Annotated in this window: 12 protein-coding genes; 6 read left to right on the forward strand and 6 right to left on the reverse strand. The window is 71.4% G+C overall.

Going from position 1 to position 16,829, the window contains the following annotated elements; all coding sequences use genetic code 11:
• Window positions 1–19 precede the first annotated feature (19 nt).
• From leuS to DEIGR_RS06740, 6 genes are all read left to right on the forward strand, one after another.
• Window positions 20–2,488, forward strand: coding sequence for a leucine--tRNA ligase (gene leuS, locus DEIGR_RS06715; RefSeq protein WP_058976271.1), 2,469 nt, complete (start codon window positions 20–22; stop codon window positions 2,486–2,488).
• A gap of 239 nt (window positions 2,489–2,727) precedes the next feature.
• Window positions 2,728–3,888: a class I SAM-dependent methyltransferase gene (locus tag DEIGR_RS06720; protein ID WP_083523955.1), complete on the forward strand. Its 1,161-nt coding sequence runs from the start codon at window positions 2,728–2,730 to the stop codon at window positions 3,886–3,888.
• A 247-nt stretch (window positions 3,889–4,135) separates the two neighbouring features.
• Window positions 4,136–5,803 (forward strand): RNA polymerase sigma factor RpoD, encoded by a 1,668-nt coding sequence (gene rpoD / locus DEIGR_RS06725; RefSeq protein ID WP_058976273.1) that lies wholly within the window; start codon window positions 4,136–4,138, stop codon window positions 5,801–5,803.
• A 246-nt stretch (window positions 5,804–6,049) separates the two neighbouring features.
• Complete coding sequence (locus tag DEIGR_RS06730; protein WP_058976274.1) at window positions 6,050–7,483, forward strand: DUF4129 domain-containing protein; 1,434 nt, start codon at window positions 6,050–6,052, stop codon at window positions 7,481–7,483.
• Window positions 7,480–8,442 (forward strand): AAA family ATPase, encoded by a 963-nt coding sequence (locus DEIGR_RS06735; protein WP_058976275.1) that lies wholly within the window; start codon window positions 7,480–7,482, stop codon window positions 8,440–8,442. The genes DEIGR_RS06730 and DEIGR_RS06735 overlap by 4 nt, the downstream gene beginning before the upstream one ends.
• Window positions 8,439–9,551, forward strand: coding sequence for a DUF58 domain-containing protein (locus DEIGR_RS06740; protein WP_058976276.1), 1,113 nt, complete (start codon window positions 8,439–8,441; stop codon window positions 9,549–9,551). The genes DEIGR_RS06735 and DEIGR_RS06740 overlap by 4 nt, the downstream gene beginning before the upstream one ends.
• 68 nt (window positions 9,552–9,619) lie before the next feature.
• On the opposite strand, the gene DEIGR_RS06745 is transcribed toward DEIGR_RS06740, so the two are convergent.
• The 6 genes from DEIGR_RS06745 to murC form a co-directional block, all read right to left on the reverse strand.
• On the reverse strand, window positions 9,620–10,810 hold the full coding sequence (locus DEIGR_RS06745) for a branched-chain amino acid ABC transporter substrate-binding protein (RefSeq protein ID WP_058976277.1): 1,191 nt from the start codon (window positions 10,808–10,810) through the stop codon (window positions 9,620–9,622).
• 259 nt (window positions 10,811–11,069) lie between these two features.
• Complete coding sequence (ftsZ, locus tag DEIGR_RS06750) at window positions 11,070–12,134, reverse strand: cell division protein FtsZ (RefSeq protein ID WP_046844881.1); 1,065 nt, start codon at window positions 12,132–12,134, stop codon at window positions 11,070–11,072.
• A 167-nt stretch (window positions 12,135–12,301) separates the two neighbouring features.
• Entirely contained in the window at window positions 12,302–13,648 is a 1,347-nt protein-coding gene (gene ftsA / locus DEIGR_RS06755) for a cell division protein FtsA (protein WP_058976278.1), read from the reverse strand.
• Window positions 13,645–14,325, reverse strand: a complete 681-nt coding sequence (locus DEIGR_RS06760; protein WP_236704681.1) for a cell division protein FtsQ/DivIB — start codon at window positions 14,323–14,325, stop codon at window positions 13,645–13,647. The genes ftsA and DEIGR_RS06760 overlap by 4 nt, the downstream gene beginning before the upstream one ends.
• Before the next feature lie 104 nt (window positions 14,326–14,429).
• Window positions 14,430–15,314 (reverse strand): UDP-N-acetylmuramate dehydrogenase, encoded by an 885-nt coding sequence (locus DEIGR_RS06765; RefSeq protein ID WP_058976280.1) that lies wholly within the window; start codon window positions 15,312–15,314, stop codon window positions 14,430–14,432.
• Window positions 15,311–16,690 (reverse strand): UDP-N-acetylmuramate--L-alanine ligase, encoded by a 1,380-nt coding sequence (murC, locus tag DEIGR_RS06770; RefSeq protein ID WP_058976281.1) that lies wholly within the window; start codon window positions 16,688–16,690, stop codon window positions 15,311–15,313. The genes DEIGR_RS06765 and murC overlap by 4 nt, the downstream gene beginning before the upstream one ends.
• Between the last annotated feature and the right edge of the window lie 139 nt (window positions 16,691–16,829).

Genomic DNA, 16,829 nt, shown 5'->3' on the forward strand with positions numbered 1-16,829 from the left:
CCCTTCCTAAGGAGTCCAGATGAACAACGAGCACCCCATCAACATTCCCGAGCCGCGCATGGAGCGGTACAACCCGCACGCCATCGAGAAGAAATGGCAGTCCGCCTGGGAGAGAAGCGGCCTGTACAAGTTCGACGAGGACGCGCCGGGCGAGAAGTTCTACGCGCTGACGATGTTCCCGTACCCCAGCGGAAATCTGCACATCGGGCACTGGTACGCGAACGTCGCGCCCGACGCGCGTGCGCGCTGGCTGCGGATGCGCGGGTACAACGTGCTGTTCCCGATGGGCTTCGACGCGTTCGGCCTGCCCGCCGAGAACGCCGCCATCAAGAACAGGACCAATCCGGCGACGTGGACGTACGCGAACATCGAGCGGATGACCGGGCAGTTCCAGGCGATGGGCACCATGATCGACTGGAGCCGCCAGTTCGCCACGTGCGACCCGGAGTACTACCGCTGGAACCAGTGGTTCTTCATCGAGTTCTACAAGCGCGGCCTGGCGTACAAGAAGGGCGGGCTGGTGAACTGGTGCCCGAAGGACCAGACGGTGCTGGCGAACGAGCAGGTCGTGAACGGCCACTGCGAGCGCTGCGGCACGGCCGTGGAGAAACGCAACCTGAGCCAGTGGTACATGAAGATCACGGACTACGCCGACGAGCTGCTGGACTTCAGTGACACGGACATGCCCGAGAAGGTCCGTCTGATGCAGACGAACTGGATCGGCAAGTCGGTGGGGGCCGAGGTGACCTTCGACACGCCGGCCGGGCCGGAGACGGTGTTCACGACCCGTCCGGACACGCTGATGGGCGCGACGTTCATGGTGCTGGCCCCCGAGCACGCCAAGGTGGCCCAGCTGACCACCGACGATCAGCGCGCGGAGGTCGAGGCGTACGTGGCGGCAGCGGGCCGCAAGACGGACGTGGAACGCCAGCAGGAAGGGGAGAAGACCGGCGTGTTCACCGGCAGCTACGCCACGCACCCCATCACCGGTCATCAGCTGCCCATCTGGGTGGCGGACTACGTGCTGGTCACGTACGGCACCGGGTCGATCATGGCCGTGCCCGCGCACGACGAGCGGGACTTCACGTTCGCGCGCAAGTTCGGTCTGGACGTCGTGGAGGTCATCCGCGCCGAGGGCGCCGAGCCGATGCCTGCTGACGCGGCGGAACCCTACACCGGTGAGGGCGTCATCGTGAACAGCGGCGAGTTCGACGGCCTGCCCGGCGGGAAGGCCAGCATCGCCGGGATTGTCGAGCAGCTGGAGGCGCGTGGCATCGCGAAGGCGAAGACCACGTACCGCCTGCGCGACTGGCTGTTCGCCCGCCAGCGCTACTGGGGCACCCCGATCCCGTTCGTGCACTGCCCCGAGCACGGCGCGCAGCCCGTCCCCGAGGACCAGCTGCCGGTGCGCCTGCCGGAGAACGTGGAGTTCACCCCGACCGGCCAGAGCCCCCTGAAACTGGACACCGAGTGGCTGAAGACCACCTGTCCCGTCTGCGGCGGCCCCGCCGAGCGTGACACGGACACCATGGACACCTTCGTGGACAGCAGCTGGTACATGTACCGCTACCTGAGCCCCGACTACCACGAGGGCCCCTTCGATCCCGCCAAGGACCCCATGATGCCCGTGGACCTGTACACGGGCGGGATCGAGCACGCGATCCTGCACCTGCTGTACTCGCGCTTCTGGATCAAGGTCATGCGCGACATGGGCCTGACCAAGCACAGCGAACCCTTCGCGCACCTGCGCAACCAAGGCATGATCCTGGGCGAGGACGGCGAGAAGATGAGCAAGTCGCGTGGGAACGTCGTCGATCCGGACGATCTGGTGCGCGAGTACGGCGCGGACACGGTGCGCACGTACCTGATGTTCATCGCGCCGTGGGAACTGGGCGGCCCGTGGGACCCGCAGGGCATCAACGGCCCGGCCAAGTGGCTGAGCCGCGTGTGGACCCTGTTCACCGACGACAAGGTCACCGGCCCCGCCGAGACCGTCAGTGAAGCGGACCTGCGCTTCGCGGTGCACAGCACCCTGAAGAAGGTCACCGGGGACTTCGAGCGCCTGAGCTTCAACACGATCATCGCGTCGCTGATGGAACTGACGAACACCCTGGTCAAGGCCAAGCGCGCCCCGGTGTTCGGCACGTCCGCCTGGGACGAGGCGCTGGACATCTTCAATCGCCTGCTGGCCCCCGTCGTGCCGCACATCGCCGAGGAGATCTGGGCGGCGCGCGGCCAGGAGGGCAGCGTGCACACCGCCGCGTGGCCCGCCGTGGACGAGCAGGCCGCCACCCGCGACACCGTCACCATGGGCGTGCAGGTCAGCGGCAAGGTGCGCGGGCAGGTCACGATCAGCAAGGGGGCCACGCAGGACGAGGCGATGGCCGCCGCCAAAGAGAACGCCGACGTGGCCCGCTTCATCGAGGGCAAGCAGATCGTCAAGGAGATCTACGTGCCCGGCCGCATCATCAACATCGTCGTGAAGTGAACCCCAGCCGACTGAAATAGTGCCGGACACGCGCGGCCCCTGCGAGAACGTGGGGGCCGCGTTTCCCGGTCACCGGACGGACCGCGGGCGCCGGGTCGTGGTGGGCCGTTCGGGGGACGCGTCGCCTGAATGGCGTCCCGGTGTGCGAGTCTGTGGGGGTGACGCGCAGGCCCAAGCAGAAGATCCGATTCAAGAACGACCGACCCCCCGAGCGATCCGCCTCCGATCGCCCGGCGGCCATGACCGGGAGCCGTGCGGAGGCGCGGCCCGCCGTGAACTACTTCGAGGTGCGCCCCGCGAACCTCCCGCCCAGACTGGATTCCCTGAAGGCCCTCACCAAGAGTGGCGTGCGCGGGTACCCGGACGTGGACGCCGCGCAGGCGCTGCTGGCGGGCGTGATGCGCAAGGACCGCGTGCGCGGCGACGTACTGGACCTGAGCGCCATGGGTGGCCTGCTGGGCAGCCTGCCGGGCGTGACGCTGCGCGCCGTGGAGGGCAGCGCCGCCGCGCTGAGCGCCCTGGCGGCGGGTGGCCTGGACGCGCACGCGGCGGTGCCCGGCGAGTCCCTGCTGGAGCGCTGGCCGGACCGCGCCCGGACCGTGGCGCTGGTGCTGGCCGGGGACCGCGGGAACGCGTACGCCGCCGCGCAGGTCGCCTGGGCGCACGCCTGCACGCCGCCCGGCGGGACGCTGTACATCGCCGGGGACCGTGACAAGGGCTTCGACCGCTACGTCCGGCTGGCCGGGAATGCCTTCGGTGCGGGGGAGGTCGTGGCGCGTGACGGTGGGATGCGCGTGGCGAAACTCATCCGCCGCCCCGGCCCCACCCCGGCCCTCCCGGACCCCGAGGGCTTCGAGGCCTTCGGCGTGACGGTCGTGGGCCTGCCCGGCGTGTTCAGCGCCGCGAAACCCGACAAGGCCACCGCGCTGATGCTGGGCGCGCTGGAACGCCTCGACCCGGACGGCAGCGCGCTGAACGGGAAGGACGTGCTGGACCTGGGCTGCGGCACCGGCCTGATCGGTGCGTGGGCCGCGCGGCGCGGCGCGACCGTGACCCTGGTGGACGGCGACCTGCCCAGCGTCCGCAGCGCCCAGGCGACCCTGGCCGCCAGCGGCCTGACCGGCGCGGCCGTCCACTCGGACGTGGACGCCGCGCTGGACCCGGCGGCGACTTTCGACGTGATTCTCACGAACCCGCCCTTCCACGTGGGACGCGGCGTGGTGCTGGACGTCGCGCGGGAATTCATCGCCGCCGCCACGCGCCGCCTGCGGCCCGGCGGGACGCTGCACCTCGTCGCGAACGACTTCCTGCCCTACGAGGCCGACCTGCGCGCCCTGGGCGAGGTCCGCGAGACCCTGCGCGAGGCGGGCTTCAAGGTCCTGACCGTCACCCGCGCCTGACCCCACCCCGCGCCTGCCCCCCCGTCCGGGGGGTGGGAACCAGTGGGCGGCCAGCCTCGTATCTCACCTGTTGGCCCGGCGTTCCCCACCAGCCCCCCCCCTCCCACATCCTGATCCCGTCACGATGCGGTCCTGGGCGCGTTTGCTAGACTGACGCGTTCAGGTGCCCGGCGCCCGGCACACGGCCCGCCGCCCGGACACCCCCCAACCCACCAGCATTCGCCCCGACCCCACCCCAGGAGGCCGCATGGCAGATTCCACGACCGTCCGCACCCGCAAGAAGATCGACGCCGAGAGCGGCGAACCCAAGGCCGCCGCGCGCGCCCGCGCCCGCGTGGCCCCCGGCACGACGCCCAAACCTGTCACGACCGCCACCAGCCCCATGCCCGCCAAGCCCGCCGCGAAGAAGGCCGCGCCCAAGGCCGACGCGCCCGAACTGGCCCAGCCCGCCCCCGAAGCGGCCGCGCCTGTCGTGGCCGCCGAGACCGTCGAGGCGCCCAAGAAGGCCCCCGCGAAGAAGGCCGCCCCCAAGGCGGCCAAGGCCGACGCGCCCGAAAAGCCCGCGAAGAAGCCCGCCGCCAAGAAGGCGGACGCCGCGGCCGCGTCTGAGAAGCCCGCCAAGGCTGCCAAGCCCACCGCGCGCGCCGCGAAACCGGCCGCCAAACCCGCCGCCGCGCCCGTCAAGGGCGGCCAGCCCGAGAAGCCCTACTACTCGCACGCCAGCATTCAGGAACTCCTGAAGGCCGGACGCGCCGCCGGGGTGCTCTCCAGCGAGGACATCGCTACCGCGCTGGCCAGCGCGCTGGAAGCCAACGGCCTGGACCCCGAGAGCCCCGACGCCTTCGAGGACATGCAGCTGTACCTCGCCGGGCAGAACATCGAGGTGCAGGACCTCGACGAGGACGAGGACGACACCGAGGAAGAAGCTGCCGAGGACGGCCCGGCCGCCGCGCAGGACGACGACGAGGAGAAATACTTCGACGACATGCCCCGCGCCGTGTCCAACGACCCGGTCCGCCAGTACCTGCACGAGATCGGCCGCGTGCCCCTGCTGACCCTCGAAGAGGAGATCGCGCTGGCGCGCCGCATCGAGGAAGGCGAGGAAGCCCGCAAGGTGCTCGAGGAGGACCTCGAACTCGAGGACCGCGCCCGCCGCCGCCTGATGCGCCAGACCGAGGACGGCGCCGCCGCCCGCCAGGGCTTGATCGAGGCGAACCTCCGACTGGTCGTCAGCATCGCCAAGAAGTACACCGGGCGTGGCCTGGGCTTCCTGGACCTGATCCAGGAAGGCAACCAGGGTCTGATCCGCGCGGTCGAGAAGTTCGAGTACCGCCGCCGCTACAAATTCAGCACGTACGCCACGTGGTGGATCCGGCAGGCCATCAACCGCGCCATCGCCGACCAGGCCCGCACCATCCGCATCCCGGTGCACATGGTCGAGACGATCAACAAACTGACCCGCACCGCCCGCCAGCTGCAGCAGGAACTGTCCCGCGAGGCCACCTACGAGGAGATCGCCGAGGCCATGGGCCCGGGCTGGGACGCCGCGAAGGTGGAGGAAGTGCAGAAGGTCAGCCAGGAACCCGTCTCGCTCGAAACGCCCATCGGGGACGAGAAGGACTCATTCTACGGCGACTTCATTCCCGACGAGAACCTCGACAGCCCCGTCGAGAACGCCGCCAAGACCCTCCTGAGCGAGGAACTGGAAAAGGCCCTCTCGAAACTCACCGAGCGTGAAGCGATGGTCCTGAAGTTCCGCAAGGGCCTCGTGGACGGCCGCGAGCACACCCTGGAGGAGGTCGGGCAGCGCTTCAGCGTCACGCGCGAACGCATCCGCCAGATCGAGAACAAGGCGCTGCGCAAACTCAAGTACCACGAGAGCCGCACCCGCAAACTCCGCGACTTCCTCGACTGAAGTTCGTCCCCTGCGCCGCCCCGCATCCACACCGGATCGGGGCGGCGCCCCTGTCGCCAGCGGTGACGTGATACGGATTCCGTTTGTTTCGTTGACAACCCGGGACAGCACCGGGTTGCCAACTCCACGCCCGGAACCCGTTTCCCTCCTGCTCGCTCCGCTCGGGTTGAAAGATTTTGCAAACCTTTCAACCGGAGTCCGCATGAGGCAACTTCAGCGCCGCCGCGCGCGTATTCTCCGGCAACCATGACCGACCTGACCTCCCCGGTGCCGGACGACCTCGCCGCGCCCCGCACCGGCCCACCCCTGACCGCGTACGGCCTGGCGCTGCTGCCCCTGGGACTCGCGGGCCTGCTGCCGCTGTGGGGCGCGGCACTCCTGTGCGGCCTGTTCGCACTGGGCGTCCGCTTTCCCGTGTGGGCGCAGGCCCGCGTGCTCGGCACGCAGCTGATCGTCGGGCTGAGCGTGGCGGCGCAGGTGCCCGCCGCGCTCGCGCAGCCCCGGCAGCTGCTGGTCCTGGCCGGGACGTACCTGCTGCTCAGCCTGTCCGGGTTCGCCCTGGGTGCCGGGGCGCACGCCCTGGAGGACGGGCGGCGCCGGGGCCTGCTGGCGCTGCTGCCGGGCCTGCTCGCGCCGCAGCCGGGGCTGATCCTGGCGCTGGCCGGGGGCGCCCTGGCGCGGCCCGCGCGGGACGCCCGCCACGCAGCCCAGACCGCTCCCGGCTGGTGGACCTGGGTGGCGGGCGGCGCCGTGGTCGCCGCGCTGCTCGGCACCCTGCTGCCCATGCCCCACCCGGACATCGCTGGGGCGTTCACGCCGACTCCCACGCAGACGGCCCAGGTCACCCGTGAGTCCCAGGCGGCCCCGCCAGCGCCTGGGGACCCCTCGGCGTCCGTCAGTCCCAGCGCTGAGCGCAGCTGGCTCGGCGTGCAGCTCGATGTGGGCGTGCCGCTGCTCCCGCTGGAACTGGCGCTGCCTGTGGGCCTGCTGTGCCTGCTGGCGGCGGCAGGTGTGCCCCAGCTGCGCCGCCGCGCGGGCCGCCGTCCTCACCCGTCCGAGGTCCTCATGGTGGCCGGGCTGGTCCTGACGGGCCTGCTGTGGGTCGTGTCGGCCATCCTGCTGAACCTGGGTGGGCGCCCACCCGGTCCGGCTGATTCGGGTGCGGCGCCCCCCCCGGACGCGGCGGCCCGCATGGCCGAGGCCGCCACCGGAACGGCCGCGCAGGTCGTCAGCGTGACCTGGCTCGCTCCGCTGGCGCAGCTGCTGGCCCTGGCGGCCCTGCTGATCGTGGCCGCCGTGCTGCTCGTCAACCGCCGCCGCGCCGCTGCGACCGTGACAGGCACTCCGGCCCATGACGACCAACCCACCATATCTGCCCTGCCTGCCCCGCTGCACCGGGTGCGTGCCGCGTACCGGGAGGCGCTGGCGGCCCTGTCGGACGCCGGTCTGGGCCGCGCCGCGCACGAGACGCCGAGCGGGTACGCCGCGCGGCTGGGCGCTCACCACCCGACGCTGGCGGACCCGCTGGGGACCCTGACCGTCCTGTACGAACCCGTCCGCTACGGCGGGCAGCTGACCGACGAGCAGGCCGGACAGGCCGAGCAGGCCGCCCGCACCGTCCTCCAAGTCATCCCGACCCTCCCACCCGAAGATTCCGCCGATCACGAGGACCTGCCATGACCCACACTGCACCCACGCCCGCCTTCGCCCGCTCGATTCTCGACAACGTCGCCCAGGTCCTGGTCGGCAAGGAGGACGTCACACGCCTCGCGCTGGCGGGCATCCTGGCCGGGGGGCACGTCCTGCTGGAGGACGCCCCGGGCACCGGGAAGACCATGCTGGCGCGCGCGCTGGCCGTCAGCCTGGGCCTGGACTTCCGGCGCGTGCAGTTCACGCCGGACCTGCTGCCCGGCGACGTGACCGGCGTCAGCGTGTACCGCCCGGACACCCACGAGTTCCGCTTCGTGCCGGGCCCGATCTTCACCGGGGTGCTGCTCGCGGACGAGATCAACCGCGCCACACCCAAGACGCAGTCCGCGCTGCTGGAGGCCATGGCCGAGGGGCAGGTCACGGAGTCCGGCGTGACCCACCCGCTGCCCGCGCCGTTCGTGGTGATCGCCACGCAGAACCCCGTCGAGCACGAGGGCACCTACCGCCTGCCCGAGGCGCAGCTGGACCGCTTCCTGCTGAAACTCTCGGTGGGGTACCCCACGCCGGAAGAGGAGGTGCGGATGCTGGGCCGCCTGCAGGGCGAGCATCCCATCGGCGCGCTGCGGGCCGTGACGACCCCGGCGGCGCTGCTGGACGCGCAGGAGGCCGTGCGGCGCGTGTTCGTGTCCGAACCCGTGCGCGCGTACGTCGCGGGCCTGAGCGCCGCCACGCGGACGCACCCCCTGGTCACGCTGGGCGGCGGGCCGCGCGCCAGCCTGGGTCTGCAGGGCACGGCGCAGGCGCTCGCGTGGCTCGCGGGACGCTCGTTCGTCACGCCGGACGACGTGCAGCGCGCCGCGCCGGGCGTCCTGGCGCACCGCCTGAGCCTGCGCATCGAGGCGCGCCTCCAGGGTCAGAGTGCAGAAGGTATCGTGGGCGAGGTCCTGCGCGCCCAGCCGGTGCCGGTCGAGGACACCGCACACGCATGACGGCGGCGCTGCTGTGGCTGGCCCTGATCGCCGCGGTGACGGGCGGCCTGTGGGGCCTGTCGCGCCGCCCGCCGCACGTGACCGTCACGCGGGAGGTCCCGGGCAGCGGCTTCGAGGGCGGCGGGCTGCCCCTGACCGTCACCGTCACGGTCCGGTCACGCCGCCCCCTGCGCGTCACGCTCAGCGACCCCGCCCCGCGCGGCGTGGTGTCCGGCCATGAACTGACCGCCGCCGCGCTGCACCTCGGGCAGACCACCCGGACCTTCACGACCACCCTGCGCCTGAACCGCCGGGGCCACTTCGAGTGGCCCGGCCTGGACCTCGCGTGGGCCGATCCGCTGGGGCTGTTCTGGCAGCAGACCACCCTGCCCGCCACCACGGCCGTCACCGTGTACCCCGGCACGCACGGCCTGCTCCTGCCGGACCTGCTGCGCCCACTGCTCTCGGAGGGGACCCTGTCGCGCCAGCTGGGCCTGGACGACCCCCTCAGCCTGCGCAGCGCCCGCGAGTACGTCACCGGGGACGCGCCGGGCCGCATCCACTGGCGCCTCAGCGCCCGCCGGGGCGAACTGGTCGTGCGGGAACCCGAACGCACCGCCGCCAGCAGCCTCACGGTGTTCGTGGACGCCAGCGCCGGGGGGAGCACCTTCGTGGACAGCGCCGCCCGGCTGGCCGCCAGCCTCCTGCGCGAGGGGCAGACGCTGGGCCTCCCGGTCGCGGCCGCCGCCGCGGGGCAGGTCACGCCCGCCGGGCGCGGCGCGGACGCCCTGCATGCCGCGCTGCACCTGCTGGCCCGGCTGGAACCCGACCCGGCGCCGCCCGCGCTGCCGGTCACGCGCGCCGGGGGGAACCTGATCATCCTCACCGCGCGGCCCAGCGCCGACCTGACCACCCAGGCGCTGCGCGCCCGCGCCACCGCCAGCCGCGTCAGCATCGTCGCGCTCCCCGAGGGCTTCTACCTGGAGCCCGGCGAGCAGGCCCGGCGGCAGTGGGCGGGCCTGCCGGACGCCGTGCGGGACCTCGAACGCCGCGCCGCCGTGCTGGCCGAATCCGGCATTCTGATCTACGTCCTGCGCGGCAACCAGAGCGTCCTGACCCTGGCGGGCTGACGCTGCCAGCATGAAGCGGCGGGCAGCCCTTTCCAGATGGGGCCGCCCGCCGCTCGTCGTCACTGCCGTCAGCGGCGGGGCGTCACGTTCACGCTGGTGCTCAGGCTCAGTTTCCCGCCCGTGAGCTTCATGACGTACAGTTTCGCACTCTGACGGTCCCCGACCGCGTTGAATTTCACGCTGCCGGACAGCAGGTTCGGGTACGTCCCGGCCCGCACCGCCGACTCCACCTGCGTGCGGCTGGGCACCTTCCCACCGTTGCTCCTGGCGGCATTCAGGACGCCCTGAAGCGCCACGCGCGCCGCGTCGTACGCGAACGCCGCGAAGCCCTGCGGGTCACTCCCGAAGGCCTTGCGGTACGACCCGGCGAACGCCCTGGCGGCAGGCAGCGCACTCAGCGGCGCGGACACGGTCGTGTAGTACACGTTCGTGGCGCCCGCTCCAGCCACGCGGGCCAGTTCCGGGCTGTCCAGGCCGTCGCCGCCGACCACGGGAACCGTGACGCCCGCGCCGCGCAGCTGCGAGAGGAACACGCCCACCTGGTTGTACACCCCGCCGAAGTAGATCGCGTCCGGCCGCTGCAACCTGATCTTGGCGATCACGCCCGAGAAGTCGCTCTTCTCCTCGGTGCCCTCGTTCGCCAGGACCTTCACGCCGCGCGCCTTCAGGGTCTTCTCGACCTCACCGGCCAGGCCCTCGCCGTACGCGGTCTTGTCGTTCAGGACGTACACCCGCCTGGCCTTCAGGGTACCGGCCAGGAACGCCGCTCCGGCCGGGCCCTGCGCGTCGTCGCGCGGCACGATGCGGCTCACGTTCTTCAGGCCGCGGTCGGTGACCTGATTGGCGGTGCTGCCCGAGTTCACGACCGCCACATGACTGGTACTCAGCGCGGCGCTGGCGGGAATGGTCACGCCGCTGTTCAGTGCGCCCACCACGGCCAGCACCTGCCGGTCGGCGGCGATCTTGCGCGCCGCGGCCGTGCCGGTCGCCGGGTCGGCCTGGTCGTCGAACGCCACGAGGCTCAGGTCGAAGCCCAGTGTCCTGAACTGCGCCCGGTACTCGTTCACGGCGAGCTGCGCGCCGTTGCGCACCTGCGCGCCCAGGTTGCTGATCGACCCGGACAGCGGGCTGATCGTCGCGAGTTTCACCGGGGTCAGCTTCGCGGCGGTCTGGGCGTGGGCGCCGGTCCCCAGCGTCAGCAGGGACAGGGGGGCCAGCAGGGACAGGGTCAGGATGCGGTGTGCGGGAACTCGCTGCATGGAAGAACTCCTTGACGACACCCGCCGCGTGGGCAGGTTCGGGGGCGTGAGGACAGGAAACGCGGGACGCGCCGGTGCGCCGCCGGTACTGGCCGTTCAAGATAGGCGCCCCAGCGGCGCGGGCGGGCGGATGTCCGGACAAATGCCGGGGCGTGAAGGCCGGTGTGTCTACACAGCTTCACCGGCCCGCTTCGCCGCACAGACGGCCCACACAAGCAAAAACCCCCACCGCGCGGGTGGGGGAGAGTCAGGATGACGGTCAGTCGCGGTCCACGTTGCGCAGGAACGCCGGGATGTCGTAATCCTTCGGGTCGTAGCTGCTGCCGCCGCGCACGGGCTTGACGATCGTGTCGATCACGCTGGAGCGCAGGCCGCCCGCCACGGTCACCGGCATGTCGTTGAAGCCGGTGGCGATCACGGTGACGCGCACCTCGTCCCCGGCGTCCTCGTCGGGCGTGATGCCGAACAGGATGTCGGGTTCCTCGAAACCGGTCGCCTCGCGGATCTTCTCGACGATCTCGTTCGCGTCGGTCATGCTCAGGTCGTAGCTGCCGGTCACGTTCACCAGGATGCGCCGCGCGCCCTCGATGCCGCGTTCGAGCAGCGGGCTGTGGATGGCGCTCATCGCGGCCTCCTCGGCGACCTTCTCGCCGCGCCCCGCGCCGATGCCCATCAGGACCGTGCCGCTGTTCGCGAGCAGGTTACGCACGTCCGCGAAGTCCAGGTTGATCATGCCCTCGACGTTGATCACGTCGCTGATGCCCTTCACGCCGTAGTACAGCACGCGGTCGGCGATCAGGAACGCCTCGCGGAACGAGACCTTCTTGTCCACGGCGGTCAGCAGCTTCTCGTTGTTCACGACGATCATGCCGTCCACGCGGTCGGCGAGCTTGCTGATGCCTTCCTCGGCCACGCGCAGACGCTTGGGCCCCTCGAACTTGAAGGGCCGCGTCACGATGGCGACCGTCAGGATGCCCATCTCGCGGGCGATCTCCGCGACGACCGGCGCGCTGCCGGTGCCGGTCCCGCCGCCCATCCCGGCGGTGATGAACAGCATGTCGGTGCCCTCGAGGTACTCCTTGATGCGCTCGCGGTCCTCCAGGGCGGCCTTCTCGCCCACCTCGGGGTCCGCGCCGGCGCCCAGGCCGCGCGTCAGGCGGTCCCCGAGCTGAATGCGGATCTCCGCGTGACTCTTGGCGAGCACCTGCGCGTCCGTGTTCCCGGCGATGAACTCCACGCCCTCAAGTCCCGATTCAATCATGCGGTTGACGGCATTGTTGCCCGCCCCGCCCAAGCCGATCACGCGAATTCTGGCCGCTTGCATCATCTCTCCTTACCACGACCCGACCCGAACAGCGGGCCGATGTCGTTGACTGCTTGGCAGTTTAGCGCACGATATCAGGCGCGCACGCCCAGCATGTGACCCCACCGGAAACCGCGAGCGGACCCCGGCGTGCAGGGTCCGCTCCCGAGCCCGCCGCAGTGGGCGGGTTACATCCAGTCCTTGAACCAGTTGCGCATCCGCTCGGTCAGGCTGGGGCCCTGCTTGTCCTTCTCGCGGCTCTGTTCACGCGGGGCGGGGGCAGCCCGCACCTCGGGCACCTCGGGCGTGGTCGGCGCGGGCGCCGTCACCTGCGGCGCGGCCGGGGCCCCGGCCGGAGCCATGTCTCCGTACACGAGGTGCGGCAGGCGGCCGTCCTCGGCCATGCCGTACAGCACCAGCCCGACGCTCCCGGCGTGCCCGGGGCCGCTGACGATGTCGGTCAGGCCGCCGATGCCGCGCGGGCGGCCCACCCGCACCGGCAGGCGGAAGCGGTCGCGGGCGAGTTCCGGCGTGCCGCGCAGCAGCGCCGCGCCGCCCGTGAGGATCACGCCGTTCGCCACGAGCTCGACAGGCCCGAGGGTCTGGTCGATCTCGTCGCGGATCATGCCGAAGATCTCCGCGAGGCGCGGCTTGATGATCCGCGACAGCTCGAACGCCGTGATGGCGTGCGTGCTGCCCGACGACGTCGTGATCTCCAGCGTCAGGTCCTGATCGGCCAGTTCCGGCAGGGCCGCGCCGTAGCGCCGCTTGACGTTCTCGGCCTCCTCGGCCGGGATCTTCAGGATCTGCGAGAGGTCCGCCGTGACGTGATCCCCACCGATCGGAATGCACGCCGAGTGCGCGAGGTTCCCGCGTTTGAACACCGCCACGTCGGTCGTGCCGCCGCCCATGTCCACCACGATGACCGTCTGCGCCTGCTCGGCGGCCTCCAGGGTCGCCAGGCCGCTGGCCAGCGCGTGCAGCGCGAAGCCCTCGACGCGCAGCCCCGCCTCCTGCACGCAGCGGCGCAGGTTCAGCAGCGGTCCCGCCGTCCCGGCCACGATGTGCACGTCCACTTCCAGGCGCACGCCGTGCATGCCGACCGGGTTCTTGATACCCTCCTGACCGTCCACGACGTACTCCTGCGGGAGGGTGTGGATGATCTCCAGGTTGGGGTCGAGCGGCACCGCGCGGGCGTTCTCGATGGCGCGGTCCACGTCGCCCTGACCGATTTCCTGGTTGCGGCGGATCGCGGCCAGCCCGTGGCTGGTGATGGCCTTGGCGTGGTTGCCCGCGACGGTGACGTACACGGACTCGACCTTCACGCCGCTGACCCGCTCGGCACTCTGGACGGACTGCTTGATGGCGTGCGTGGCCCGCTCGAGGTTCACGACCGAGCCGCGCTTCATGCCCTCGCTGGGCACGGTGCCCTCACCGATGATGTCGACACTGCCGTTCGGACCGACCTCGCCGATCACGGTCGTAATTTTCGTGGTCCCGATGTCCAGGCCAACGATGATGCTGTTCTCTTTCATTCCTGGACGCTCACCCCCCAGGGGTAGATGTAGATGTCACGGTCTGGATACATGCTGATGCTCCCAGCATACTTCACGAGGGCGTTCAGGTCGCCACTCCAGACCGAGCCGGTCTTGAGTTTCACGCGCACGCCCGACGGCGTGTACGTGACCGTCTGCACAGTGTAGCGGCCCAGGGTGTCGAGCAGGTGCAGGACTTCCGGCAGCCGGTCAGGGCCCCACCCCCGGATGAGGGGCAGGGCGCCCGTCCCCGCAGCGCCCGGCAGGACCGTCCCGTCGCGGGCCACCGCCACGACCTCCCCGGTGCGGCGCTGCCAGCGGGCGCGCGGAGTGCGTTCGGTCACGGCAATCGCCACGCGGTCCGGGAAGGTGCGCGTGACCACCGCCGACTGCACCCACGGACTGTCCAGCAGCCCCCGCGCGCGCCACGTGCCGTAGTACAGCCAGCCGAAGGTACCGTCCAGTCCTGCCAGTGCCTGCACCCGCGCCTCACTCAGGCGGACGTTGCCGCTGACGGTGACCGTATTGACGGGCAGCGCAAACCACGCGCCCACCCCGGCCCCCACCACGAGCACCGCCGCCAGGGCCGCCCACAGGGGACGGCGCGAGCGGCGGCGCGGGGCAGGTTCAGCAAGAGATTCAGCAGCGTCAGCTCCGGACGGCGCAGGGTCCGGCACGGCATCCGGAGCCGGATCGTGACCCGGAACAGCAGGGCCGGTCCCGGAACCGGTCGGCGAGGATGCGGGCGGCACGCGGCGGTTCAGGGGGCGCTGCGGCCCGCTCACGCGTTCCCCGGCGCGGGCCACAGTTCGTACTCCAGTTCCATCGGCACCGGGACGCGCTCGCGGATCAGGCCCAGCAGCGCGTGCACGTCCGCGGCGGTCGCGCCGCCCAGATTCACGATGAAGTTCGCGTGTTCCGGCGCGATCAGTGCGTTGCCCACACGGGAACCCTTCAGGCCCGCCTCGTCGATCAGCTTCCCGGCGCTCACGCCGCCCGGGTTCTTGAACGCGCAGCCCGGCGTCTTCATCTTCGGCTGGCCCTTGCGGGCCTGATCCGCGAAGTCCATCTTCGCCAGGACCTCTTCGGGCGCGGCGCGGCGCAGTTTCAGGCGCACGCGGGTCACGATGTGGTTGCGCGGAATACCGCTGTCGCGGTAGCCCCAGTTCAGGTCGTCCGGCGTGACCTGCCGCAGCCCTTCGGGCGTGACGATCTCCAGGGTGTGCAGGCCGTCGAACATCTCGCCGTAGCGGGTCCCGGCGTTCATCCACACCGCGCCGCCCACCTGCGCCGGAATGCCGACGGTGCCCTCCAGGCCGCTCAGGCCCAGCTTCTGCAGCTGCCGGATCAGGCCGGGCAGGGGCACGCCGCCGCCCACCCAGCCGGTCACGACCCAGGGGTCCTCGCTCAGGTGCGGGTCCGGCGTCAGGTCCCGCTCGGCCAGCGGGCCGCTCAGGCGGATCACGCGTTCCGGGACGCCCTCGTCGGCGATCACGAGGTTGCTGCCGCCCCCCAGGATGCGGTAGGGCTGCGCCATGGCTTCCTGCAGCTGCTCGTGCGTCTCGACGAACCACACCTCGGCCTCGCCGCCCACGCCCAGCGTCGTGAAGCGCGACAGGGGCAGCCGCTCCACGCGCGCGCCCGTGCGGCTGAACGTGGCGGTCACAGCGTCCCCACCAGTTCGCGCGACAGTTTCCACACGTCGCCCGCGCCCATCGTGACGATCAGGTCGCCGGGTCCGGCCGTCTCGCGCAGCACGCGCAGCACCTCGGCGCGGTCAGGCAGGTAGTGCACGCCCGCGTGACCCCCGGCGCTCATGCGGTCGCTGATCAGCGTCGCGTGGATGCCGGGAATGGGCGGCTCGCTGGCCGCCGCGATGTCCAGCAGCAGGACCTCGTCCGCGTCCATCAGTGCGTCCGCGAGGCGCGGCCAGGACTGCTGCGTGCGCAGGTACCGGTGAGGCTGGAACACCACCCTCACGCGCCGCCCCGTCTGCCGGGCCGCCTGCACCGCCGCCGCGACCTTCGTGGCGTTGTGCGCGTAATCGTCGATCACCAGCGCGCCGTTCAGTTCCCCGATGCGCTGCCAGCGCCGCCCCGGCCCCCGGAACTCCGCCAGGGCCGCCGCCGCGCGCGGCACGTCCCCGCCGTGCAGGTCCACGACCGCCAGCGCCGCCAGCGCGTTCAGGACGTTGTGCAGGCCCGGCAGCGCCACGCGCGCCTCGGCCAGCGGCTCGCCCCGGCGCAGCACCGTGAAGGTCGTGCCGTCCGCGTCCGGGCGCAGATTCGCGGCGCGGTAGTCCGCCCCCTCGGCCTGCCCGTACGTCAGGCGCTCACGGGCGCCCCCGCACAGCTCGTCCAGCCCCGGCCAGTCGGCGCACAGCAGCACACGATCCGACTGCGCCACGAAGCGCGCGAACGCCGCGTGCTGTTCCTCCACCGTCTCCCAGTAGGTCGCCTGATTGCCGCCCACGTGGTCGTCCTCGGCGTTCGTGAACACTGCCGTGCCCGCCCCCAGCGCCGCGAAGCCCTTGTCACTCTCGTCCACCTCGGCCACGAAGGGACCGCTGCCGGTGCGGGCGTTGCTGCCGAACTCCGGCACGATCCCGCCCACGAACGCCGACGGGTCCAGCCCGGCCCCCGCCAGCGCCACGGCGATCATGCTCGTCGTGGTCGTCTTGCCGTGCGTGCCGATCACGCCGATGCTGGTCCCGCCGCGCAGCAGCGCGTCCAGCAGCGCCATGCGCGGCCGGATCTCCACGCCCGCCACGCGCGCCGCCACGAGTTCCGGATGATCTTTCGGCACCGCTTCCGATGCCACGAGGACATCGATCCGTCCGAAGGGCTCGTCGGTCACGTGCGCCGCCGAGTGCTCCGGCGCGACCGGAATCCCCTCCTGCGACAGGCGTGCCGTGAGCTCCGTGACATGCTCGTCACAGCCGCTCACGCGGTGCCCCTGCGCCGACAGCAGCCGCGCGAAGGCACTCATGCCGATCCCACCGACCCCCATCAGGTGATAGTGCAGGAACCCGGCCAGACTCATGAGGTCATCGTGCGGATTGGAGTGTGGCGATTGTACGTCTATACCCAGTTGAGTAGAGGTAGGAACGGATTCGGACGCCGCGGCCACGCCGGGCGGGGAAACAGCATTGGATAGGTCAGTCATGGGAAGAGTGCGGCCC

Source organism: Deinococcus grandis, assembly GCF_001485435.1.
Taxonomy (GTDB): domain Bacteria; phylum Deinococcota; class Deinococci; order Deinococcales; family Deinococcaceae; genus Deinococcus; species Deinococcus grandis.